Origin of the sequence: Microbulbifer variabilis, assembly GCF_020524905.1 — a bacterium.
Lineage (GTDB): Bacteria > Pseudomonadota > Gammaproteobacteria > Pseudomonadales > Cellvibrionaceae > Microbulbifer > Microbulbifer variabilis_A.
Genome location: NZ_JAIVKI010000005.1, coordinates 131,437 through 156,238 on the forward strand (window position 1 = coordinate 131,437; position 24,802 = coordinate 156,238).

Sequence of the window (24,802 nt, forward strand, 5' to 3'; positions counted from 1 at the left end):
GATATTGGCCATACCACATAAAAAGAGATGTAGCTGTTTTATGGACCTGGAATTCGACCGCAAACATATCTGGCATCCCTACTCCTCATTGATCAACCCGCCGCCAGTCTATCCGGTGGCCAGGGCTGAAGGGGTTCGAATTTTCCTGGAAGATGGCCGCAGCCTAATTGACGGCATGTCCTCCTGGTGGAGTGCCTTACATGGCTACAACGTACCCGAGCTGAATCAGGCCATGCGCGATCAAATGGGGAAGATGTCCCATGTGATGTTTGGCGGCCTTACTCATGAGCCAGCCATTGAACTGTGCAAAAAGCTGGTGGAAATCACCCCGCCGGGGCTGAACCGGGTATTCCTTGCCGATTCTGGTTCCGTGTCTGTAGAAGTCGCCATCAAAATGGCCCTGCAGTATTGGCATTCCCAAGGCAAGCCGGGCAAAAGCCAATTGCTGGCCCTACGCAATGGCTACCATGGCGATACCTTTGGAGCCATGGCCACCTGCGATCCCGTAACCGGTATGCACCACCTGTTTGCCGGGCAATTGAGCCAACACCTGTTTGCCCCCGCCCCGCAAACACCTTATGGCCAGGCCTGCCCCGATGAAGATATCCGCGAATTGGAACAGCTGATTGCGCAAAACAGCGAGCAATTGGCTGCGGTGATCCTTGAGCCCATCGTACAAGGCGCCGGCGGTATGCGCTTTTATTCCGCAGATTACCTGCGTCGGGTTCGTGCACTCTGTGACGAATACGACCTGCTGCTGATTGCCGATGAAATCGCCACCGGCTTTGGCCGCAGTGGCAAGATGTTTGCCTGCGACCATGCCGCGATCAGCCCGGATATTCTCACCCTCGGCAAGGCCCTCACCGGCGGGACTATGACTCTGGCCGCCACGCTCTGCAGTGATCGCATTGCCGAGGGCATCTGCAATGGCGAAGCCGGGGTTTTTATGCACGGCCCCACTTTTATGGGCAACCCTCTGGCTTGCTCGGTTGCCAATGCCAGTATTGATTTGCTGCTCAGCAATTCATGGCAACAACGGGTAGAAAATATCGAAGCTCAACTCAAAGAACAGCTGACGCCGCTGGTGCAAGCAGAGGGCGTAGCCGATGTACGTGCACTCGGCGCTATCGGCGTAGTGGAAATGCATAAACCTGTAAATATGGCGGTGGTGCAGGAAGCATTGATTGAACGAGGCGTGTGGCTTCGCCCCTTTGGCAAGCTGGTCTACGCCATGCCACCCTATGTGATTTCTAAAGAAGATCTCAGCCAATTAACCTCGTCGATGGTTGATGTATTGGGAGAGATCTCTTAACTTCCGTACCAATTGATTTATGAGGCCGATCTCATTAATGCCGGATAAACCGGCTCTTTCTGTAAATAACCTTCACTGTTACTACGGCGAACAGATAGTTATCAGATTAAGTTCCTTAACATGGGGGTCGCCTCTTCTTGGGCAAAAGACCTCCTTTAGCTCCTCCCCCACTCGTGGCACTCAGATTCAATTTTCTTAACCTTTACAAGCTTCGATCCGCTTGATTGCAATTTCTGCATTTGCGATAGCAATCAAAGTGGCCAAAATGATCACTATTTAAATGTTAGGCACTCACCTCGCCCGATCAATGCCTTATCAACCTTTAAGGTTTGGGCGTTAAAGGGAAGACTTACCCAAGTTTAACCAGCAGCCCTTTTCGCCGCGAAAAACTCGACTGAAAGCGCTAACTATCAGAAGTTAGCGCTTCAAAGGTAACGCCACCCCGCCACAGTCTCAATCTGATTCTCAACGGCTTCCATTACCCAGGTTTCCTTCCTTTTTGATCCGCACATAAATCTCCTCGCGGTGTACGGACAGGGATTTAGGGGCAAGTATTCCTATCCTCACCTGATTACCCTTAACTTCCAATACAGTGATTGAAACATTCGCTCCAATCCGTAAGTTTTCGCCTGTACGGCGCTTTAAGATCAACATGTTTGTTTCCTACTGATACTCAATCCATGGATAGACCTTCCACAATGGGAAAGCTTGAATAGAAATGATTTGAGTAACTTCGAGGAGGTGCACGAGAACGGTAGGCATAGAAAAAGAAAAGGCAGACACAACGCCCCCAGGGCTTGGGGAGTCTCTCCAAGCCACTGATTGTGCTCCACTTTATTGAAGACGAGCGGGTTTCTAGCGTATGATCCATATAGCCATTTTGATAGTTCGTGTATCAATTTGGTTAGCTGGCCCCAGGTGTTCCAGCACCTTGGGCCAGCGCCTTTTACTTATTGTTACTTCACGCTACCGTTCTCCTTTGAGAGGGTGTTTTTTTGAAAATTCTTGGGGCTCTTGATTCTCTTGAACTGGGCCGCTTTGATTGTCGCACTCAGATGGCTTCTTTATCGCGGCAAAAATATCAATCAATATCTATCGATTTTACGTGGCTTTGACACTAAAACAAACCTAATAAAATCCAATAAGATTATTTTTGTGCCTATATTTAATTGCTCAAGATTTGCAAAATGTCTGTCACTTTTGAGAATGGCCGTTAAGATAGGTGCTCATCCCCGCCTTTCACTTTGAAAACCAGAACAATAGATCATCCATAGCAGCTTCATTTTGCTAGTTAAATATATTCTATTTTTTGCCTGTACTCTCCATTTCGAACATCAAGAAAAACCAAACATATCCTCTGCAAAAGAGCGTCAACTTGTTGATTTTTAACCAATTACATCCATGATCAAAAGCAGCAAAACATCAGGATGTAATCCGGCAACAATATATCCACTTGAGAAATTTTCCACCAGTGTTGACCAGCATACTGATTTATTTGTCTTTTTTCGACTAGAGGGTTTGCTGCACTTTAGGTATATTGACTAGCGATATAATGCAGCTTCTTTTGAATACGCAGTTAAGGGGCTGCGCGCCTGAAACCAGAATAAGGATGTTTAAATGAGATTGCATGAGCTTCAAATAAATAATTTTAGAAAACTCAAGAATTGCAAAATAAATTTTAGGGATACAACTTTTCTTATCGGCCCAAATAATGCAGGAAAATCAAGTGTTTTTTCTGCGATAGACTACTTCCATAAGAATTCAAATTTGGATAGAGAAGATTATTCAAAAGAGTATAACGAAGAGGAAGAGAGCTATACCTATGAAGATGAAGTTGAGATTGTGGCAGAGTATCACAATTTACCAGCTGCCGCTCACAGCTGGATAGGATTTAAAGGCAGGGTCATATCATCTCAAGATCAGCTAGATGGAGAAACCGGAAACTCCATCATTTACAAGAAAGTTTGGTCCCTTAACCAAAGCAAACCAAAGATATTCATGAAGGAATATCCGCGAACAAGGAGTGCATTGTATGCTGAATGCAGAATGCAGAATGCAGAATGCAGAATGCAGAATGCAGAATAGTATCAGACCTCGTAGGAGAACATTACTCGGAAATATTCTTGAAAGAGCATTTTGGCGATTCTAACTTTGAAAAAAGCTTAACTGTAGCAGCAACAAAATCAAAACTACTGGATCTGCCAGAATGTTGGGATGTTCAAATAGACGAGGAAGCTACCTGGGTTGAAAATCCCGGTGGAATTCCCGGTAATGTTCTATCAAAACTTCCCATAATTGTTGTAATACCAGCAGAATCTTGCATTTCTGAGCTGACAAGCCCCGGAGGGGCACTATTTACCCTATTAGGGGGACTATTTGATCAGGTAAGGAGTAACTCTGAGAATTACGTTCAAGCACAGGCTTTTCTAAATAACCTTGCAGCTGAGCTCAACCCAAATGACCAGGAAACTGATTTTGGCCAACTAATTCGTGACCTTAATGGAATGGTTGATACGCTTTTTCCTGATTCGGCTGTACATGTTAGTGCAACACTTGACGTGCCTGAAAAATCCATAAAGCCTCAATTTAAAGTGGAAATGGAAAGCAATGTAAAAACTGCTGTTAACTATCAAGGTCATGGAATGATCAGGGCAACCGCATTCCAGCTTTTAAGATTCGTGCAAGACTTTATAAACAGAAATACTGACAACCCTAGAGCAACAATTTTTTGCTTTGAGGAGCCAGAAATCTATTTGCATCCTTCAGCTGCTAACCAAATGCGGGATTCATTATATGATCTGGCGGGACCAAACTGCCAAATCATAGCGACTACTCACTCGCCTTACATGGTCAATCTCGGCTCAGAAAAAAGCATGAGCCTCACGAAATTTAACTTTACTGAAAACAATTTCTCAACATCCAACTCATTCAATCTAGAAGAAGCTTTCGTTAAACTCGCTGAAGACGAAAAGCAAAACTTGAAGATGCTCTTGAAAGTCGATGATTACATATCAAGAATGTTCTTTTCCAAGAAATGTGTGTTTGTTGAAGGAGATACAGAAGAAGTTGTTGTGCGTGAAACCATTAAGAGGCTATCTCATGAAGACAAGGCAAAGGTTATAGGAAACTGTGAGTTTCTTAGAGCCAGAGGAAAAGCAGTTCTTATATCGATTGCAAAATATTTGAATGCGCTAAATATAAACTACATATTTATGCACGATCGCGATGAAGGGACAGAGCGCGCTGAAGCGATGAACGCCCCAATTCTGGCCCAAACAGGTCAAGATCGTCGAATTATGATTGAGGAGTGCATTGAGGACCTACTGGGCTATGATGCACCAAGTAGCGAAAAACCATACAAGGCCCACCTGCATATACAGAAAAATTGGGGTGATGAATTTATTGATTTACCCAATGACTGGAAGTCTATTTTTATCACCTTATGCAGTCCATATTTAGACCACCTTCGAGAGGCCCCTTAAATCGGCTAGCCGGTAGTTTCTAGCTCCCCCCCCACCACCCATCGTGCGGGTCCGCAATGGGTGGTTCCCTATCCGTAATAAATCTCTATTCAACGGTAGTATCGAGCAACTATTCATTTGAATTGAGTGCCATAACAGTATGCTACCTCTACGTGATATCTGATTGGAAACAAATCGGTAGGCTAGCCCTGTCTTTTAATTTGCAGAGTTAAGTTCTGACCTTCGCCATATACAAGCTATTAATCTTGGCATTAGGCTACCATACCGTCGGCTGATCTACGTTTAATCACCTTGATCATTACTGACCGAGGTACTGTTATGACCCACCACTTTTTTCAACCCCCGCGATGGTGGCTAGTGGGTTGGATCTGCTTATGAGTCAGCGCCCCCAATGGTAGATTCATAGTGGCAGGTTAAACAGACCAACTCAGATAAGAGCGTAAAAATTTCATTACATAACTGCATCATCTATTTTATCCATTAAGATCAGATGGCTTCGATGTCCCTGACTAACACGCCTCCAGGCTAAGCTTTATAGGATGTTTATGATCGTCAGCTCATAGTTTTGCGAACAGCCTCCTCTTCACAAAATCTCACGGTATTGCAGTTGCCATTCGCTAGTAGTTAGCATTTAATAGACCCCATATAACGGTAATCTTCCCTTAGTGGACATTACCCCATTAGCTCACACCCATGCTGGGCGCACCAAATTTCTTAAATTTATTTCGGGCGCAATGATCGCGCCCTCCACCGGACAGCCTACACCGCCTCCTGCTGCCATTTAGCAAGGCCTTATCCGTCATTGAGAACAAGTGGCAAAACTAAAGGATAAAGAATTATGAATGAAATCAAATGCCCTCATTGTCAAAAAGCATTCAAAATTGATGAGGCTGGATATGCCGACATAATGAAACAAGTTCGGGATAATGAATTTGATCAGGAGTTACATGAGAGGCTTGAGCTTGCGGAAAAAGAAAAGAAAGCTGCCTTAGAGCTTGTGAAGGAAAAAGTAACAAATGAAATGCTGAAAGCCTCCGCAATAAAAGATACTGAGATACTAGAATTGAAGGCCAGGGTTGAAGCTGCCGAGGTCTCTCAGAAGCTAGCTGTGACAGAGGCCCTTAAAAAGGTTGAGAGGGAACGAGACTCACTTGCCTCCGAGTTACAACAAGCCAAGAAAGACTATGAGTCCTCTTCCGAGCTGGCAAAGGCTGAACATATATCCCAACTCAAAGAAACTTCTGCGAGAAAAGATTTTAAAATAAAGGAGCTTGAATCAAACTTAAGTGCCCAACAAGCAATCCAGAAACAAGCAGTTACAGAGGCCGTACATGCAACAGAGAAGGAACGCGAAGAACTCAAGAGTGAACTAGAAAAGGCAAAGCTTGAGAAACAGCTTTCTGAAACATCCCTAAAAGAGAAGTATGAGACTCAGATCAAGGATCGGGACGATGCAATCGAGCGACTTAAGGATATGAAAGCCCGTTTATCCACCAAAATGATTGGTGAAACCCTTGAACAACATTGTGAGACTGAATTTAATCGAATAAGAGCAACTGCTTTTCCCAAGGCATATTTTGAAAAAGACAACGATGCGAGAGGAGGAAGCAAAGGGGATTACATTTTTCGAGACTTAGATGATTCTGGCACTGAGTCCGTATCCATCATGTTTGAAATGAAAAATGAAAATGATGGAACGGCAACAAAAAAGAAGAACGAAGATTTCCTTAAAGAACTGGACAAAGACCGCAATGAAAAAGGCTGCGAGTACGCAGTTCTGGTGTCACTGCTAGAAGCAGATAGCGAGCTTTATAATTCTGGTATCGTCGATGTCTCCCACCGTTTTCCTAAGATGTATATTATCCGCCCCCAATTTTTCATACCCATAATCACTCTTTTGAGAAATGCTGCTCAAAACTCACTGAAATATAAAGCTGAGCTAGCTGTAGTAAGAGCTCAGAATATTGATATTACTAATTTCGAAGATGAACTTGATGCATTTAAGTCAGGCTTCGCAAGGAACTACGATCTAGCATCTAGGAAATTTAAAACAGCTATTGATGAAATTGACAAGACTATCACTCACCTTCAGAAAACCAAGGATGCCTTGCTTAGCTCTGAAAATAACCTTCGCCTCGCGAACAAAAAGGCAGACGATCTAACAGTTAAAAAATTGACAAAAAAGAATCCAACAATGGCAGCAAAGTTTGCTGAGCTTGAGAGCAATGACACCTAAATCGGTTAGCCGGTAGTCTCTAGCTACCGGCCCCCACACAATCCACTTAATGAGTCCGCAATGGGCGGCTTTCTATTCGCAAGACCTCATGTGTGGAAGTTGCCATTCATTAGTAGTTAGCATTTAATGGAGCCCATTAAATGGCGATCTTCCTACAGGGGGGAGGTTAATTTCATTAGCCCACGCCCATGCTTGGCGTCAAGTTTATAAACGGATATTTTAGAATGCAGGCTTTATATACTTATCCAAGTCATTTGGAAGAAATCATTGGAAATTTAATGGACAGAGATTGGCTTGTTCATAATTTTGATAGTGTTGATGACTTGGATACATATAATTTTGCAAGCTATCTGTATAACAAACAAGTGAATGGTGTTACATACACGATATACCTTGACCTAAATATCTATCAGTTCATCGTGAACGCATTTAAGAAAAGTAAGCCTAGAAAAGAGTTCCGCGATGCAATAGGACTTGTTGTTTTTTGCCAATTCGCCGAGATCGAGCTAGATCCAACCTATGCAGTATATGAAAAAATCAACTATCGAAGTGACAATGAACTTCTGAATGAAGTTATTTCTGACTTAGAGTTGTTTCATCGCATAAATAATACCAACAATTCCTCACTGCTAGAATTTGCTTTGGGTTATATTGATGCCATTAATCCAATGGCTTCTTATACGATGAATTCCACCGTTACTAAAAAAAACCTTACCAAATATAGCCGGTTGCGCGAATGGAATTCATTATATTTAATTGTTTTGTATGTAATCTACACATCTCAACTGCAGAATCTTAGTAGACTAGACAAGCTTAAAAAAGTGGTTGAGTGGATGATTGCCGAGTTTAGGTTATCTCTTGTTGGTATCACATTTGCTGCCATCTACTTTAGTGAAACACCAATGAAACGAATGATGAAGTACAAGGTAACAGATGATCCATGCTCTAAACAACGTAGTGCGTTTAATATGACATGGGATATTTATAACTTGAATCGCTATTTTAGGATGTGGACTGAGCGAGATCCTGAACAGGAGGGTATGTTCGCAAGTGGTGACAAAGTATTCAATGCTGTGCTAAGAAAATCAATCAAGGTTCAACAAGCAGATTGTTTAGATAGCTTTAAGGATTTTCTACCGCAAGATATCGTGTGCTATATAGAGAAAATCGCATCTCAACCCAGTGAACACTTTGAGAGAGCTTATGAATCACAAAGTTGGTCTCCATCTTATAGAAGCGAACTAATCAGAAAATATGAATCGCTAACAGGTATAGAACACAGCGTAACATAAGTCGGGTAATCGGTAGTCTAGCTACCGGCCCCCACGCCACCTATCGTGCGGGTCCGCTATGGGGGGTTCCCTATCCGTAAAGGGCAACACAAGCACACCCACAGATTGAAAGGTGGCACCGGAAATAGTAAGAGCCCTCTACCTTGACTACTATTTCTCCTGGTCTGGTGTAGGGCAAGGTGAGATACTGAAAAATTACGCTTAAGGTTTGGGAATTGCGTAACTTTGGCCAAAACCGGAAAGAATAGTATCGAAAGGTTAAGAGAGAATTAGTGGGACGTTGCAGATAGGAAACGTTGGCAATCGCCTATGCCATGTAGCCAGCGTTTATTGAGCTGAATACAGGCTTGCCGTACAGCCTCGGCTGATCCCTCCAGCCCTTTTAAGCGGCTTTTAAAGTTCCGATTGAGACAGAGCCAGTGTTTTGCTGAGATGCCCAGCCGCTCAAGGATAGGGGGCACCTTTTGAGAAATGGCACCGCGCTTTTTGGGGTCTAAATGCCGACCACTCCAGTCCTCTAGCTCCAAATAGTGATCCAGCTGAAAGGGTAGCCCTTTTGGCTGTAAGCTTAATATGACAAGCTTGGAGCAAGATGTAGATGATATTTTTCTAATGATTCTGGTTTGTACATTAAGGGGGCATTAGATGTTTGGTGCACGTAAATTTAAAGCAGGAAGTCGATAGCATCCAGCTACCGCTCCCATGCCCACCCAGCGTACCGGTCATGAATACTAACCGGTTGGACCTACTTACCAGCCAGTAGCCACGCTAGCAGAATCACTGAAACAAATTACACAGATTTCCCAAGATAAGAGTATAAAATTTCACAAATCAGATGCATCATTAACCCTACCCATTAGATCAAGTGGCTTCGGCACTCTTGGCCTCCTGACTAAACCATATAGGATGTTTCTGTTCGCCAACTCATAGTTTTGCTCGCGGCTTCCTCCCCAAAAAACCTTATAGTATTGCAATTGTCATTCGCTAGTAGTTAGAGGTCATTAAACGGTGATCATCCTGCTGGGGGCTTTCACTGCATTGTTCATAACATGTCAAGTGCGATTCTCATTGCCCCTATCCTTTACGCGGGCATTATAGGGCCCCATAATCGCTCTTTATCCATAAGCAGGATTAGATTTCTTGCCTCAAATACACATGGAAATATGTCAATAGCATATATGATTAATTGCCGAACACTCGAAGCTGGTACCTAGTGAAAACTCCCAAACGTCTACAGCCTCTCATCGATGATGGCTTAATCGATGAAGTTATCAGCCGCCTAATGAGCGGCAAAGAAGCCGATATATTTATTGTCCGTTGTCGTGACGAAATTCGTTGCGCCAAAGTCTATAAAGACGCAACTAAGCGTAGTTTTAAAAAGGCCGCACAATACCAAGAAGGGCGTAAAGTTCGCAGTGGTCGTCAAGCACGTGCCATGCAAAAACGGTCGAATTATGGCCGCCAACAACAGGAAGAGATTTGGCAAAATGCCGAAGTTGATGCTTTATCCCGTTTAGCACGCGCTCATGTACGAGTTCCCAAGACTTTTGGTTGTGTTGACGGTGTATTATTGATGGAGTTAATCACTGACGAAGCAGGCAATGTCGCACCACGGCTTGGCGATGTGACAATGTCAGAAGAGCAAGCAGTTCAAGATCATACATTAATGATCCATTACATCATGCTCATGCTTTACGAGGGAATTGTACATGGTGATTTATCTGAATTTAACGTACTAGTGGATGATTCCGGCCCTGTGATTATCGATTTACCCCAAGCTGTTAATGCCGCTGCCAATAACAGTGCACAAGAAATGTTCACTCGCGACGTCGACAATATGCGTCGTTATTATGGCAAATTTGCCCCCTCTTTATTACAGACTCAATACGCCAAGGAAATATGGGCACTGTTTGAAGAGGGTAACTTAACGACTAGCTCAACGCTCAGCGGCAAGTTTGATGATGACGATGACAACGCCGATGTCGACGCCGTTCTAGAAGAAATCAAAGCAGTGATGCAAGAGGAATTGGAACGAAAAGAGCGCATACGTGAATCTTCAGAAGATGCATAAATTTAGATGAAAGCACCTGGTTTAGTAACCTTATTGGTTACTGCGGGTATTGTTTATTACCCTATTGCACAAATTAGTGCACACACACATTAGGACACTCAAAGGCTGGAGGATGCTGTAGCAAGCTCTCTTTCTGGGGGCTCTTACCCTTTGATTTATAGGTAATAGAGATTAAGTTCTGGGAATTGATATGCAGATTTTTGGAAATGCTGTTTTGGATAAATGAGTGGTAATCGTGTTATAAAGTATTTGGGGAGGAGTAGATTAGCAGGGTGTGGCTGAGAGGGAACGTCGGCAATCCCTATTCCGTGCACCCAGCGTTTATCGAGTTAGATGCAAGCTTGCTTTACCGTCTCCACTGATCCCACCAAACCTTTAAAGCGACTTTCAAAATTCCAACTGAGATAGAACCAGTGTTTTGCTGAAATGCCCAACCGCTCAAGGATAAGAGGCGCCTTTTGAGAAATGACACCGCACTTTTTTGGGTCTAAATGCCGGCCACTCCAAACCGCTAACGCCATATAGTGATCCAGCTGAAAGGGCGCCCCTTTCGGCATATTAAGGCCACTTTTCCACTAAGCCCCTCATTGAGCAGTATCTTGTAAAAACACACCAGAGATTTGAAGTGTAAAGCTCTCGACTGAATAACTGCTATCCAAATAAGGACTCGGGCGTTAAGCAACTAACTCCTAAAATGCTAAGCGGCTAAATACTCCCCTTAAGCTTAACTAAAAATTAATGGTCAAGTAACTCTGCATTGGTCGGGTACTTTTTAAGAAGTTCAATAAGTTTTTTAGTGCCATCCACAGGCTTTAGGCTGGCAAGCGTTCTTCGTAAAGCTCTTATCGTTGCAATATCTTTCGAGTTAAACAAGATTTCCTCACGGCGAGTACTGCTTTTAGCTATATCCAAGGCAGGGAAAATTCGCTGTCTCGCAACTTCCTTTGACAATACTACCTCCATATTTCCCGTCCCCTTAAACTCCTCAAATATCACCTGGTCCATTCGGCTTCCGGTATCCACGAGCATCGTTGCCAGAATCGTAAGTGAGCCGCCACCTTCAATCTTCCTCGCAGCGCCAAACAGCTTTCTGGGTATCTCCATAGCCCTGGCATCTATCCCGCCAGACATCGTACGCCCCCGACCACTCTGCTGCGCATTATGTACCCGTGCAAGCCTTGTCAACGAGTCAACCACGATCATTACATCCTGGCCTTCACCAGCTTCCTTACAGGCCCTACCATGAAGTTCATTAGCTACCCTCACATGCTCTTCATAGCTTTGATCAGAAGAAGACGCATAAACTTCGGCCGGTACACTTCGCTTAAAGTCAGTAACCTCCTCTGGCCTTTCATCAATAAGCAAAGTGTACAGCTTTATCTCGGGGTAAGCCTCCCCCACTGCTTGGCAGATATGTTTCAGGATAGTGGTTTTGCCACAGCCCGGTGGAGCCACAATCAAGCCTCGTTGCCCCTTACCAATTGGCGTAATCAAATCCATCGCCCTTACCGTAAGTTGCTGAGAACCTGACTCAAGGCGAATAGGTTCAGATGGATTAATAGCTACTCCATTTAAGAACCGTTTCTTTGGATCAGAAGTATCCTCTTGCTTTTTATCAGCCTTCTTAGGCTCCGTATTTCTTTTTACCTTTAAGGATAATATTTTTCTGGACATAATATGCTCTTTACAAATCATTCGAGACCGGGAAGATTATTATTGATTGTCGATGGCTGGACAAAAGATTAGTACTCCCCAAAACTGGATACTATAGCCAGAATTTGCAGCTATGCGATTACCTTTCCGAACCCAAGACAGATAATTAATCCTATCAAAACCTGAGAACACCAATTAACGTCAGTCGTAACCTTTGAAACACCAATCAGAAGGTTGAAAAAAATGAATAATCGTTTCTGATTGAGGGTGCACACTACTAGGACACCCACAGATTGAAAGGTGAAACCGGAAATAGTACAGGCTTTCCACCTTAACAGCCATCTCTCCTGGTCCGGTTCGGACGAGGTGAAATGCTGAAAAATTATGCTTTAGGTTTGAAAATTGGGTGATTTTTGTCCAAATCGGAAGGAGTAGCATCGAAAGGCCAGGAGGAATTTAGTGAGATATTACCGAAAGGAAATGTTGGCAGTCGCCTATGCCATGTACCCAGTGTTTTGCTGAGATGCCCAGCCGTTCAAGGATAAGGGTCGTCTTTTGAGAAATGGCACCGTGCTTTTTGGGGCTAAATGCCGGCCACTCCAATCTACAAGCGCTAAATAGTGATCCAGCTGAAAGGGCAACCCTTTCTGCATATTAAGGCTCTCGCCGCCCACAAACGGGGATAAGTCTTTGGGTTGCTCACATTAGGCTGCCGCACGAATCCCCTGTTGAATTAAAGTGTAATCAGACTATTCAGGCATCTTGACGATATAGGCACGGATCAGGTTGAGGTCTACATGGGCCATATATTGGGTATCCAGAATCGTGGCTAGCGAGTTGGTCCTAATTATGAGTCAGCGGTCACGCTGACAGCTTCACAGCAGCAAGCTAAAATGACCATATAGTACAGATAAGAATAATACCCCAAATACATTTAATGTTTGTGAGAGCATTATTACTTTAATATGCAATAGGCAACCCCCGACGCAAGGGTCAAAACAGTGGCCAACGTTGATAGGTGAATAAAACTCTGCAACTGACTTAGCGGCGTCAAACTGGCTTGTTGCCCCAGTCGACATAGACTTTACCTGCATAAGCATCGAATTCCATAGGGGAAACTCGATGCCTTTTGATGGTGTTTTTGATTTCATCCACAGGCTGAAATGAAGGGTTAAAATTGGCATAGACCTTTCAGATAAATTCAAAATTTTAGTACAAATTAGCGAGTTTCAACTAATTTTTTAGGTTAAGGCTATTATTATATTGTACATCAAGCTTTAAGGCTCTGGTTCCAATGGCAATATTTTATATACAGAGAAAACCACTATGTGTTTTTCAGCCACAGCATCATTCGGATCAGCAGCACTGCTTCTTGTCGGCGGTGCTTTGTGTACAACACATACCATAAAAAATGATAAAACCTATTTATTGCTCGCGATTACCCCTCTCCTTTTTGCGTTACAACAAGCGAGTGAAGGTGCGGTATGGATTGGGCACAACGAAAACTTAATGTCACTTACGACAGCATCTTCTATTTTATTTTTATTTTTTGCTCTATTTTTTTGGCTTACTTGGATACCTATCGTAGCCTATAGTCTTGAAACAAAAAAATGGAAAAGAATTCTTTTTATCATATTAATCATTATAGGCTTTATTTTTGGCTTATATCTTTGGATACCCGTCCTATTAGAAACAGGACCAAGACACTTAATAAAAACGAGCATTTGTGGGCATAGCCTTTGTTATATCATGTCCGATGACAACTTGTTTTCCATTAAGGCAGGACATGTCATTTATTCCTCACTTGGTTTTTTATTTTTATTGTCAAGCAATATAATATTTAGAAAGTTTTGGGCACTTGTCATGTTACTCGGTGTCATCACCTACTTTACTCAGCGTGAAGCATGGGTATCAACCTGGTGTTTCTTTGCTGCGATATCGACTTTATGGATTTATTTTCTGTTAAAAAAAGATCACAAATTAAAGCTGAAAAAACAAGCACCATGATTGTAGTGGCAAAGTTAATTGGGGTGCTAATTTTAAGGATTAAGACCTCCCCACATTTAGTAGCCCCCTGAATAGTTGGGTTTCGACCTAACATGGATGTGTACCTTGGCTAAGAAGAGAACTTAGGCGTATACGAAACTTTGATTTGTCCCTTCAGCGAGTTTTCATTTCAAGTTTCTCTCGTTTCAAAAGATAATTCCATTCATCATATCAATCGCATTATTGATGATCATCCAGTGAAGATAAACCTTCCTGAAAAATACATTGCAATTGGTATCTTATTATCAATACTAGAAATCACTCATAGCCCAATATACGCACTGAACGCCGAGGCTGATGGTACAATCGGAATTGGACCAGCTTATTTTACAATTGGATATCGATACTATTCCGCTGAGCATTGTGATGCTGAAATAGACGAGATCTTAATACTCATGAGTGGGGAATATACGTCTTTCTGGAGAAGCAAACTCTTCTCTCGAGTTACAGGTTCTTGCAGAACAGCAAAAAATTGGGGTGGTATTTTAGGACTACGCCCTCTTCCTACATCTTACCGCTAAACAGAATATTGCCTTCGGTATGCAGTCAATGCCGAATCCCGCACTTAGTTGTTACTACAGTTTGTGCGCTTGGAGGGCTTCGGGCAGCAGTACCCCCAGCTATCAGAACAAAGCGGGCGTTTCAGAGCCCGCCAGGGCTGTGTGCTCCTCGCCTCTTCGCCAATTAATGAAGCGGTTCAACAAAATCACCGGCATCAATTCCACCAGGACAATCAATAAAGTCCCCAGGGCCGAACGTTACAACATCTCATCAGGAGCAAATTGATTTGAGAATTATTCTCATTAGGGTTGGCCGCATTGTCAGCTCGATAGCCTGTCCCTCCTTTGTCGGCAAAGTCGCAGAATCCCACCTATGCTTAGACTCAAGCCAGCCACTCGCAGAGGCCCTATGTACTACTTTATTTTGCCACTCTCATTGGTTGTTGCCCTTTCTGGGTGCGGCCGTCAGGGCGAGTATCATAAGTCACAGCAATCGGATAGCACAGCAGTCGCAGGCCAAACAGCCAGTGATGCAATGAAGCAACCAATTACGCAAAGTGCGAACAGCTCTACGGAGGATTCTCCCAACCAGGCCCAGACTTCCGCTAACGGTAGTGAAACAATTTGTACACCGGGATGGTTTACCTGGGTACAACGACAAGTTACTGCCCAGCAGGATGGCGATCTCAAAGAGATGTATCCATCAGGCCTTCCCCCTATTGGCAGTGCAGAATGGTTTGATGCGATCACCAAGTTAACAGGCGGTAATATGGCCGATGTGAAGCCAGGCAGCCCAGAATGGTGCCTGGAAATTCAGAAACGCCTGAGTCAATCCAGCGGTCAGGACATGTAGTGTTATCTATAAGCCTATAGGCCCTTTCTAAGGCTTAAATGATGTGAACCTTTGTTGCCCGGCCAATATTTGAACCGGGCCCATAAGCGAGGTAGTTCAAAATGAAGTTCTTCAGCAGTATGTTGCTGGCAATAATCGCCGTGGCTACACTACAAACCGCCATCGCCGATGAAAAACCCCCTCCCGGCGCCATGGCTCTTTCGATGGTACTCACCAAACTTGAGCAACAGGGTTATACCCCTGTCGTTGAGGTGGATTTGGAAAAGGGGCGCTGGAAAGTTGAAGCCTATAAAGGTGATCAGAAGCACGACCTGGTGGTTGACCCAAACTCTGCTGAGATCATATCCGACGAACCTGACAGCGGCTAATACGTGTAATCCTCAACCATTTCCCCTAGCCCTTATTACCCTGGCGTAGGGATGCGCCGGTGTAGTCCTTAATACTTCACAGTTTTTACACCTGTGGTTGTAACTCACGTAACCGTAGTGATTTTGTCTATCCGCTGACGTAATTGGTCAATCTCCGCTGAGATGAATGGGTTAGTCTGGTCTAAGACAAACGCCCAAGGATAATAATATGACCATCCAGACCCTCACCCGGCAGGATGCAGACAAGGCGCTTCTCCAGAACCAGCTAGACAGCCAGCGCCGAGCCCATCATGCCAATCCCGTTCCCAGCTATCAGCAGCGGGTGCAAGACCTCAAAACCCTGGCACGAATGCTACGTGAACAGCAGGAAGCCATCGTAGAAGCCATATGCTGTGACTACGGCAATCGCTCGCGGGAGGAAACACTGCTGCTGGAAATATATCCTGCACTTGCCGGCATCAAGGATGCGATCAAGAACGTCAGGAAATGGATGAAACCCAGAAGACGTCATATCGACTTCAAGGCCTACCCCCTATCAAAAAATACGGTAGTTCCCCAACCCCTGGGGGTAGTCGGAGTAATAGTGCCTTGGAACTTTCCGATTAATCTGAGCATTTCCCCGCTGACCAATATCTTTGCCGCCGGCAATCACGCAATGGTCAAAATGTCGACCAACTCTTGCCGGCTGGCTGAATTGTTAAAAGAGGTCAGCCCAAAGTATTTTCCCGAAGAGAAGCTTTCCTTTATTGCTGACTACGGCGAAATAGGCCCACTTTTCTCTAGCCTGAAATTTGACCACCTGATTTTCACCGGCTCCAGCACCACAGGTCGAGCCGTGATGCGCTCCTGCGCAGAAAATCTTACTCCAGTCACACTGGAGTTAGGTGGAAAATCACCGGCTATCATCGCCCCAGATTTTCCCATCGAAAAAGCCGCGGAGCGTCTTATCCATTGGAAAATGGTCAATGCGGGTCAGATATGTGTCAATGTGGATTACCTCTTCGTACCTGAAGACCAGCTGGATAATTTTATCGCCCATGCGGGCCGGTTAATTAAAAAACACTTTCCAAACTGGCAAAGTCCTGACTACACCTCCATTATCGACAGTCCCGCCTACCAGCGCCTGTGGAAAACCCTCGATGATGCCGTCGCCAAGGGAGCTAAGGTTTATGATCTGAGCGAGGGGGAGCTCAAGCGGAACGACAGCCTGAGAAAATTCCCCCCCCACCTGTTGGTCAACGTAAACAAAGATATGCTGGTAATGCAGCGGGAAATCTTTGGGCCTCTCCTGCCGATTATGACCTATTCCAGGCCCGAAGAGGTTATAGACTATATCAATGCCCAGCCACGGCCACTGGCAATTTATCCCTACACTAACGATAAGAACCTGCAAAATCGCTATATTGAGCAGATTATGTCTGGCGGTGTGTCGATTAATAACTGCGTGTTACATGTTGGTCAGCACGATATTCCATTTGGCGGTGTTGGAGAGAGTGGTATGGGGCACTACCACGGTTACGAAGGGTTCCTCACCTTCTCCAAACTGAGGCCAATTTATCAACAGGGACCTATCGATTTACTGAGGTTAATGCGTCCCCCCTATGGAAAATTTTCTAACAAACTATTAAATTTTATGCTCAAAATGACTCAATAAAACTAGGCACTAACTGTTTGCGAGCAGTCAAAACCCTTTCCTAAAAAATTAACCCGGCGAGCCTTCTCGCCGGGTTAATTTTTAGTTCCTTCGGATATTCCATTAAAATCACTGGCGTAATGATCGTCCTCTGTCCACACTAAAAACATGGCTTGGTTGTAGTGTGGAGCCTTGTGTGAGTTTTATTGTAACGATCATGCTCGTTAGTAATTTGACAAACCCTATTCCCCCAGGGCTGGACCCAAACAAGCCAGCCCCCATCTACGATAGCCCGGACCTCTATGAGGCCACCCCTTCGGTGATCGCACTCGATCCCTCCACTATTCGCTCAAAACTCTACAATTTGGGGTTTAAACCAATTACCAGCATGCACTTTGTTGGTGGCCGCTGGAAGATTCAAGCGGTTTACCAGGGGGAACTCAGAGCCCTGGAGGTGAATCCAGACAATGGAATTATTATTGCGGATCGCCCAGCTAAATAGGCAATATGAGAATTCCAAAGGAGCCAATGAAAAAAGGGAAGATACTAATACTCGGAGCCGGCTCAATTGGATCATACTTAGCAGCTAAATTTTTTCATGCAAATTATCATGTAGATGTTATAGGAAGGAAGGCTGACAGGATTGGAGAACGACTTTACATCAATAACAAGAAATTTGACTTTCCACTCACCTCAAGTGAGATCAATGTACAGTTGACCTATGACTTTATTTTCTTAACGTGCAAGATCTTTGATCTTAAGAAAAATTTGCACAACTTAAAGAAAAGAAGCCCAAAGTCAAAAATTATTATTTTACTGCAAAACTGCCTCTATGATATTTCAGAACTTGAACGCATTTATAATCAAGATCTAACTAGTATCCTAGTGTATGACGGTTTTAATTTAACCGACAACAAGCTGAAACATACCAAAGGTTCTGGATTTCTTATTGGGAGTGACAAGCACTCAGAAAACTTACTTCACCTATTTAAAGACTCATATATAGAAATTAAAACAACCGATAACATACTGCAGCACCGGATTGAAAAAGCCATTTATAACTGTGCAATAAATATATTTTCTGCGACTTATTCAAAAACTGTTAGGGAGCTGTTCGCCGACGAAAAAATCTCTGAACGCATGCAAAAAATTCTCTATGAATCCCATGAAGTTCTCTCACAAGAAATGGAAATTTCTCAAGATAAAGAAGTGATGTGGGATAATCTACACCGACTCGCCAGCAATCTGGACCACTATGCATCAACCTACCAGGATGTCAGGGAAAACAAAGTTACAGAGCTTGCCTTTTTGAATGGTTTTATTATTGATTTGGGACGTAAGGTGGGCGTAGCCACCCCTCTCAATATTGAAGCTGTGGATAACTTCAAGAAAAAATATCCGAACTTATACTAAGGTGAAAATCTACTCTGGGGTATCCCAAAGACCAACCTAACCCAAAGGTTCGCATAAAAAAAGCCCCGCTAATGCGAGGCTTTTTTGGTAGGCTTAAAGGCCGGCTTACATCATGCCGCCCATACCGCCCATACCACCCATGCCGCTCATGTCAGGAACAGCCGGCTTGTCTTCCGGGGTATCTGCAACCATGGCTTCGGTGGTGATCATCAGACCAGCGATAGAAGCAGCCGCTTGCAGAGCAGAGCGGGTTACTTTGGCCGGATCCAGGATACCCATTTCCAGCATGTCGCCGTACACACCAGTAGCTGCGTTGTAGCCGAAGTTACCTTCACCTTGCTTCACTTTGTCTACAACTACAGAAGCTTCGTCACCGGCGTTGGCAACGATTTGACGCAGAGGCATTTCCATAGCACGCAGAGCAGCAGCGATACCGTGGTTCTGGTCTTCGTTGTCACCCGTTACGGAGATAGCCTGGGTAGCGCGAACCAGAGCGGTACCACCGCCAGGTACTACACCTTCCTCTACTGCAGCGCGGGTAGCGTGCAGGGCGTCTTCAACGCGGGCTTTCTTCTCTTTCATTTCCACTTCGGTAGCGGCGCCTACCTTGATGACCGCAACACCGCCAGCCAGTTTGGCTACGCGCTCTTGCAATTTCTCTTTGTCGTAGTCGGAAGTGGACTCTTCGATCTGGGCACGGATCTGACCAACGCGCGCTTCGATGTCTTTAACTTCGCCAGCACCGTCAACGATCACAGTGTTTTCTTTGGACAGGGTTACGCGCTTAGCGGTACCCAGATGCTCCAGAGTGGCACCTTCCAGCTCCAGACCAACTTCCTCAGAGATTACAGTTCCGCCAGTCAGGATAGCGATGTCCTGCAGCATGGCTTTACGACGGTCGCCGAAGCCAGGTGCTTTAACGGCAGCGACTTTAACAATGCCGCGCATGCTGTTCACAACCAGAGTTGCCAGCGCTTCGCCTTCTACGTCTTCAGCGATAATGAGCAGCGGCTTAGAAGCTTTGGCTACTTGCTCCAGCAGGGGCAGCAGGTCGCGGATGTTGGAGATTTTCTTGTCTACCAGCAGGATGAATGGGTTATCCAGCTCGGCAGTCATGTTCTCTTGGTTGGTGATGAAGTAAGGAGACAGGTAACCGCGGTCGAACTGCATACCTTCTACTACGTCCAGCTCGTTTTCCAGGCCGGAACCTTCTTCAACAGTAATAACGCCTTCTTTGCCAACTTTTTCCATGGCTTCAGCGATGATGGTACCTACGCTCTCGTCGCTGTTAGCGGAGATAGTACCTACCTGAGCAATAGACTTGGTGTCGGCGCAAGGAGTAGCTAGGCCAGCAATGTGGTCTACAGCTGCAGCTACCGCTTTGTCGATACCGCGCTTCAGATCCATCGGGTTGAAGCCAGCGGCTACGGATTTCAGGCCTTCAGTGACGATAGCTTGGGCCAGAACGGTAGCGGTGGTGGTGCCGTCACCGGCGGTGTCAGAAGCTTTGGAAGCGACTTCCTTCACCATCTGCGCGCCCATATTTTCAAACTTGTCTTTCAGTTCGATTTCTTTGGCTACGGAAACACCGTCTTTAGTTACGGTAGGAGCGCCGAAGGACTTGTCCAGAACTACGTTGCGGCCTTTAGGACCCAGGGTAGTTTTAACGGCATCTGCCAGGATGTTTACGCCTTTCAGCATTTTCTGACGAGCGTCGTCACCAAAAATTACGTCTTTAGCTGCCATGATTCTTATTCCTCAAATTCTTTGTGCGAGTAACGTTGGATGCTTAAATTAGCCTTCCAACACGCCGTAGATGTCACCTTCGTTCATGATGATCAGCTCTTCGCCGTTCATCTTGAGGGTATTGCTGTCGGCATAGCGACCGAAAACAACAGTGTCACCCACCTTGACTGACAGTGCGCGAACATCGCCATTGTCCAGCAGTTTGCCCTCACCCACGGCTACCACTTCGCCTTGGTTCGGCTTTTCCTTGGCAGCACCCGGCAGTACGATACCGCCAGCTGACATCGCTTCTTCTTCCTTACGGCGTACTACGACGCGGTCGTGTAAAGGACGAATTTTCATGGATAAGTTCTCCATTGAGTCGTTTTTTAAGGTTTTTCAACATCGGCGGTACCAGCCCTATGGACCAGTAACCTCACCCCTCCCTGGTTATCAGGGGCGGGGCTTAATTCAGAGTTGATCCCTATCTATGGGCGCGAGAATAGATTTCAACACTCTTCAGTGAAAAAACTACAAAAGTACTGGGTGAAAAGTGAAAATGTGCACTATTTAACCAATTCAGTCCTTGTGTTGCTTGTGGTCCACTTGCTCCCTAGGCTTTTTCTCATCTCGTGAAAACTCTCCTTCGATAATGTCAGGACCACGCTGGCTGGGGTTGGATCTGTGGGGACCGCCGGGGCTCACTATAGTGACGTGGCGCAATAGTCTTCCTAGTAGAAGTTGACGTAACCCCGGTATCAGGCAGGCAAACCCGAGGGCATCGGTGATAAATCCGGGGGTCAGTAGCAACGCGCCGCCCACTGCGAGAAAAATCCCCTCAACCATCTCTTTGGCGGGAATATCACCGGTGCGCATCTTCTCCTGAGCCCGCATTAGGGTCGACAATCCCTGGCGACGCAAGAGGGCTACACCAACAATGGCCGTCAAAAATACCAGTCCAATGGTGGGCAAGGCGCCGATTTCTCTCCCTACGGTGATTAACACCCACATTTCAAGTACAGGTAGGACTATAAATAGAAGCAGTAATGGGCGCATTGAGGGAATTCCTAATAAGCCAGCTCTACGAAGCCGGGATGATCAAGGTTTTTCAATATGCTGTAGTAAATGGAGTGGGGAGGCAAATTATTCAAGGGCGCCTTATTCAACCCCACAATAACTAGAGAATTAGGGAGGATTGAATGGCAAGCGAGCAGCAGGATGCAATAGAGGCGCCAGCCATCGGCCGCAGTCGCCATTTAGTAGATGAAATATTGGCAAAAGCGGATATTCAAATAAATGGAGAAAGACCTTGGGATCTGCAGCTCCATAGAGAGGCTGCTCTGGATGAAGTTATCGCTCGGCACAGCTTAGGCTTGGGCGAGACCTATATGCGAGGCGACTGGGATGTCCAAGATTTGGATCAATTCTTCCACCGATTACTCAGATCCGAGCTAAACCAGCGCGTCAAGAACTGGCGTTACTTCTGGCGCGCCCTGCGCAGCTACCTGGTGAACCTCCAGAGCAAGAACCGTTCTTTCAATGTGGGCGAGCAGCACTACGATCTCGGTAATGAGTTCTACAGTGCCATGCTCGACAGCCGGCTTACCTATAGCTGCGGCTACTGGAAAGAGGCAGAGACTCTCGATCAAGCTCAGGAGGCCAAGCTGGACCTGATCTGCCGCAAACTGGGATTGGAGCCCGGAATGCGCCTGCTGGATATCGGCTGCGGCTGGGGCAGCCTAATTAGCTACGCTGCGCAAAAGTATCAAGTGGAGTGTGTTGGTGTCACCATTTCCCGCGAACAAAAAGCCTATGTGGCTGAACGTTACCGGAATCTGCCAATCACTGTCTATCTCCAAGATTATCGCGAGCTAAAAGAACCCTTTGATCGTATCGCCAGCGTGGGGATGTTTGAACACGTCGGACGAAAGAACTACCGCACCTTTATGGAAACGGCGAAACGCTGCCTAAATAAAGATGGGCTAATGCTGCTGCATACGATCGGCACCAACCATCGCAATGCATACACTGACTTATGGACTGAAAAATATATTTTCCCTGGTGGCGAGTTACCTTCTGTTGGGCAACTGGGGGACGCCATAGATCGCCTATTAGTGTGCGAGGATCTACACAACTTCGGCTACTACTACGATAAAACTCTAATGGCCTGGCACCAGAATTTTGAGGAAAACTGGCCGCGCTTTGCCGACCGATACGGTCAACGCTTCTACAGGATGTGGCGTTACTACCTGCTATGTTATGCCGGGGCTTTCCGTAGCCGCACCTTGCAACTGTGGCAATGGATGTTTTCGTGCTATAGAGCGGACGGTGTGGAAAGAATCTCTTAAACAAGCACAAAATAGAGACTTTTTAACTCACAGATATTTATAGGTGTTGGGCTGGCAATTGGATTTAAACAATTTTACAGCCCCTCCTTTCTTTATTGACTGCCATATTTCCCCCTAAGATCCAGCTGCACCGATTGAGAATATAATCCATGCACTTCTTATTTGAAACCGCCGCTGGCTTAAAGCTACTGATACAAATTCACACCTTCACAGCAATTATCCTCACAGTTATCGCCATTCCGCTTACAATACTGATGAAGAAAGGGAGCATCTACCATCGCGCCTGCGGCATAACCTCATTGTTATTAGCCGTTATATTTTCTGGCAGCGCCATACTGATGCTTTTTAACCCCTTTCTTATTCCACACTTAACAGCAGACATCCCCAAATATCAGATCGACACGGCCTATGTTTACAATACCCACCCTGACCTTTTATTAGCTGGACTGATTTCCATGTTTATTTACGCGATGTTTTCCGCGTATCGGGTTTGGCCAAGAACTAAACACTCACAAGATGATCGCATTACTTCCAACATTATCGACTGGCTATTAACCCTGGTTGCTGCCTGGGTGGCCGTTTTTTATTTTCAGGTATTTTTATATGATATTGGCCAGCATCCCAGCTATGCCAACATCTTTCTTACCCCATCAGCGATCATGCTGGGATTTGTCGCATTCGACGTTTACACATTTACTTTTCGCCCTCATGTTTCTGGAAGGCCCTGGTGGGTTCTACACATGAGTAAGATGCTTCTTGCCTGGATAACACTGATAAAAGGTTTTTTATTCAGAGACTTCCATTTATTGCTAAACAAAACGGTTTTCCACGAAGTCATGTCAACTTTGGTGTGGATCGTTGTCTGCTTAATAATTTATCTAATCTTTCGCAAGAGATTTGGCCAACTAAGTAGACAGGAAAACCAAAAAAATAAGCTATAGGCCAGCTGTTAAAATGGACTGAGTCAGGCTAAGCCAGAGGGAAATATCAGGATTGGGAAAGGAATAAGTTAAAAGGGTGAACACGGTTCACCCTTTTAACTAGGGAGCCTCTGGGCTACTAGAGACGCGCGCCACCATCAATATCCAGAACACGACCAGTAATAAAGTCATTTTCCAGGATGAAGGTAACAGTGGAGGCAATTTCATCCTGATCCCCGAGGCGGCGCAACGGTACCTGTTTTACTAAGCTCTCCAGGATCTCTGGGCGCATCTGCGCAACCATATCGGTGCCGATAAAGCCCGGCGCAATTGCGGCCACCCGGACACCGTAGCGGGCCAGTTCACGAGCCCAGGTTACGGTCATTGCGGCAACCCCCGCCTTACTGGCAGAGTAATTGGTTTGTCCCATATTGCCGGCACGGGAAAGGCTGGAGATATTAATCATCACCCCACCTTTGCCACTCTCCGCCATAATCCCCGCAGCCGCTCGACCACAGAGGAAAACACCGGTCAGGTTCACATCGATTACCGATTGCCATTGGGCCAGAGACATTCGGTCGGTCACCTTGCCATCTTTGCATTTCAACAACATGCCATCGCGCATAATACCGGCATTGTTTATCAGCACCTGCAGGCCACCGAAGTCTTCGGAAATTTGCAGAAAGCCCTTGTCCACCTCTTCTTCATTGGCGACATTGATCACGTAGCTACGCGCCTCGGCGCCGTGCTTTTCACAAGCGGTGACACTTTGCTTAAGACCTTCGGCGTTGACATCAATCAATGCCAGCCGGGCTCCGCGCGCAGCCAGATATTCCGCCATTGCACGTCCTAAACCCTGGCCCGCACCAGTAATCGCCACTATGCTCTCGGCAATCTGCATGATGAACTCCTTATTTTTTAATATTTTATTGCGGTTGTGCCGTGGCACC

General features: G+C 45.4%; 21 protein-coding genes. 15 read left to right on the forward strand and 6 right to left on the reverse strand.

Features of this window, described 5'->3' with window-relative positions; genetic code table 11:
* The first annotated feature begins 40 nt into the window (after positions 1-40).
* Entirely contained in the window at positions 41-1,312 is a 1,272-nt protein-coding gene (bioA, locus tag LC073_RS08390) for an adenosylmethionine--8-amino-7-oxononanoate transaminase (protein WP_226646036.1), read from the forward strand.
* Positions 1,313-1,777: 465 nt separating this feature from the next.
* Here the strand turns inward: bioA and csrA are convergent, their stop codons facing one another.
* On the reverse strand, positions 1,778-1,966 hold the full coding sequence (csrA, locus tag LC073_RS08395) for a carbon storage regulator CsrA (protein ID WP_226646038.1): 189 nt from the start codon (positions 1,964-1,966) through the stop codon (positions 1,778-1,780).
* A gap of 963 nt (positions 1,967-2,929) precedes the next feature.
* Here csrA and LC073_RS08400 point away from each other — a divergent pair.
* The 5 genes from LC073_RS08400 to LC073_RS08420 all read left to right on the forward strand — a co-directional run bounded on the left by LC073_RS08400 (position 2,930) and on the right by LC073_RS08420 (position 10,393).
* Positions 2,930-3,397, forward strand: a complete 468-nt coding sequence (locus LC073_RS08400) for an AAA family ATPase (protein WP_226646040.1) — start codon at positions 2,930-2,932, stop codon at positions 3,395-3,397.
* Positions 3,398-3,435: 38 nt separating this feature from the next.
* Positions 3,436-4,794 carry an ATP-dependent nuclease gene (locus tag LC073_RS08405; RefSeq protein ID WP_226646042.1) on the forward strand — a complete coding sequence of 453 codons (1,359 nt, stop codon included), beginning with the start codon at positions 3,436-3,438 and terminating at the stop codon, positions 4,792-4,794.
* Positions 4,795-5,632: 838 nt separating this feature from the next.
* Complete coding sequence (locus LC073_RS08410; protein ID WP_226646044.1) at positions 5,633-7,030, forward strand: DUF2130 domain-containing protein; 1,398 nt, start codon at positions 5,633-5,635, stop codon at positions 7,028-7,030.
* 224 nt (positions 7,031-7,254) lie between these two features.
* Positions 7,255-8,322 carry a hypothetical protein gene (locus tag LC073_RS08415; RefSeq protein WP_226646046.1) on the forward strand — a complete coding sequence of 356 codons (1,068 nt, stop codon included), beginning with the start codon at positions 7,255-7,257 and terminating at the stop codon, positions 8,320-8,322.
* Between the two features lie 1,213 nt (positions 8,323-9,535).
* A complete protein-coding gene (locus LC073_RS08420; protein ID WP_226646048.1) occupies positions 9,536-10,393 on the forward strand; it encodes a PA4780 family RIO1-like protein kinase in 858 nt (285 codons plus the stop codon).
* 735 nt (positions 10,394-11,128) lie between these two features.
* On the opposite strand, the gene rho is transcribed toward LC073_RS08420, so the two are convergent.
* The gene (rho, locus tag LC073_RS08425; protein ID WP_226646050.1) at positions 11,129-12,067 is read right to left on the reverse strand and encodes a transcription termination factor Rho; all 939 of its coding nucleotides are present in this window, start codon (positions 12,065-12,067) and stop codon (positions 11,129-11,131) included.
* 1,305 nt (positions 12,068-13,372) lie between these two features.
* On the opposite strand from rho, the gene LC073_RS08430 reads away from it, so the two are divergent.
* From LC073_RS08430 to LC073_RS08460, 7 genes are all read left to right on the forward strand, one after another.
* On the forward strand, positions 13,373-14,053 hold the full coding sequence (locus tag LC073_RS08430) for a DUF6629 family protein (RefSeq protein WP_226646052.1): 681 nt from the start codon (positions 13,373-13,375) through the stop codon (positions 14,051-14,053).
* A 140-nt stretch (positions 14,054-14,193) separates the two neighbouring features.
* The gene (locus LC073_RS08435) at positions 14,194-14,613 is read left to right on the forward strand and encodes a hypothetical protein (protein ID WP_226646053.1); all 420 of its coding nucleotides are present in this window, start codon (positions 14,194-14,196) and stop codon (positions 14,611-14,613) included.
* Positions 14,614-15,001: 388 nt separating this feature from the next.
* Positions 15,002-15,445: a hypothetical protein gene (locus LC073_RS08440; RefSeq protein ID WP_226646055.1), complete on the forward strand. Its 444-nt coding sequence runs from the start codon at positions 15,002-15,004 to the stop codon at positions 15,443-15,445.
* 101 nt (positions 15,446-15,546) lie between these two features.
* A complete protein-coding gene (locus tag LC073_RS08445) occupies positions 15,547-15,813 on the forward strand; it encodes a PepSY domain-containing protein (protein ID WP_226646057.1) in 267 nt (88 codons plus the stop codon).
* A 208-nt stretch (positions 15,814-16,021) separates the two neighbouring features.
* On the forward strand, positions 16,022-17,467 hold the full coding sequence (locus tag LC073_RS08450; RefSeq protein WP_226646059.1) for a coniferyl aldehyde dehydrogenase: 1,446 nt from the start codon (positions 16,022-16,024) through the stop codon (positions 17,465-17,467).
* A gap of 175 nt (positions 17,468-17,642) precedes the next feature.
* A complete protein-coding gene (locus tag LC073_RS08455; RefSeq protein WP_226646061.1) occupies positions 17,643-17,948 on the forward strand; it encodes a hypothetical protein in 306 nt (101 codons plus the stop codon).
* A gap of 26 nt (positions 17,949-17,974) precedes the next feature.
* Positions 17,975-18,859 (forward strand): ketopantoate reductase family protein, encoded by an 885-nt coding sequence (locus LC073_RS08460; RefSeq protein ID WP_226646063.1) that lies wholly within the window; start codon positions 17,975-17,977, stop codon positions 18,857-18,859.
* 105 nt (positions 18,860-18,964) lie between these two features.
* Here LC073_RS08460 and groL read toward each other — a convergent pair whose 3' ends face one another.
* The 3 genes from groL to LC073_RS08475 form a co-directional block, all read right to left on the reverse strand.
* Positions 18,965-20,605 carry a chaperonin GroEL gene (gene groL / locus LC073_RS08465; RefSeq protein WP_226646065.1) on the reverse strand — a complete coding sequence of 547 codons (1,641 nt, stop codon included), beginning with the start codon at positions 20,603-20,605 and terminating at the stop codon, positions 18,965-18,967.
* A 48-nt stretch (positions 20,606-20,653) separates the two neighbouring features.
* A complete protein-coding gene (gene groES / locus LC073_RS08470; RefSeq protein ID WP_226646067.1) occupies positions 20,654-20,947 on the reverse strand; it encodes a co-chaperone GroES in 294 nt (97 codons plus the stop codon).
* Positions 20,948-21,163: 216 nt separating this feature from the next.
* Positions 21,164-21,640, reverse strand: coding sequence for an FxsA family protein (locus LC073_RS08475; RefSeq protein ID WP_226646070.1), 477 nt, complete (start codon positions 21,638-21,640; stop codon positions 21,164-21,166).
* 143 nt (positions 21,641-21,783) lie between these two features.
* Between LC073_RS08475 and cfa the strand changes: the two genes are divergently transcribed.
* Together cfa and LC073_RS08485 are read left to right on the forward strand one after the other, a co-directional pair.
* Positions 21,784-22,932, forward strand: coding sequence for a cyclopropane fatty acyl phospholipid synthase (gene cfa / locus LC073_RS08480; RefSeq protein WP_226646072.1), 1,149 nt, complete (start codon positions 21,784-21,786; stop codon positions 22,930-22,932).
* A 149-nt stretch (positions 22,933-23,081) separates the two neighbouring features.
* Positions 23,082-23,873 (forward strand): hypothetical protein, encoded by a 792-nt coding sequence (locus LC073_RS08485; protein WP_226646075.1) that lies wholly within the window; start codon positions 23,082-23,084, stop codon positions 23,871-23,873.
* 118 nt (positions 23,874-23,991) lie between these two features.
* On the opposite strand, the gene LC073_RS08490 is transcribed toward LC073_RS08485, so the two are convergent.
* The gene (locus LC073_RS08490) at positions 23,992-24,753 is read right to left on the reverse strand and encodes an SDR family oxidoreductase (RefSeq protein WP_226646077.1); all 762 of its coding nucleotides are present in this window, start codon (positions 24,751-24,753) and stop codon (positions 23,992-23,994) included.
* Positions 24,754-24,802: the final 49 nt, after the last annotated feature.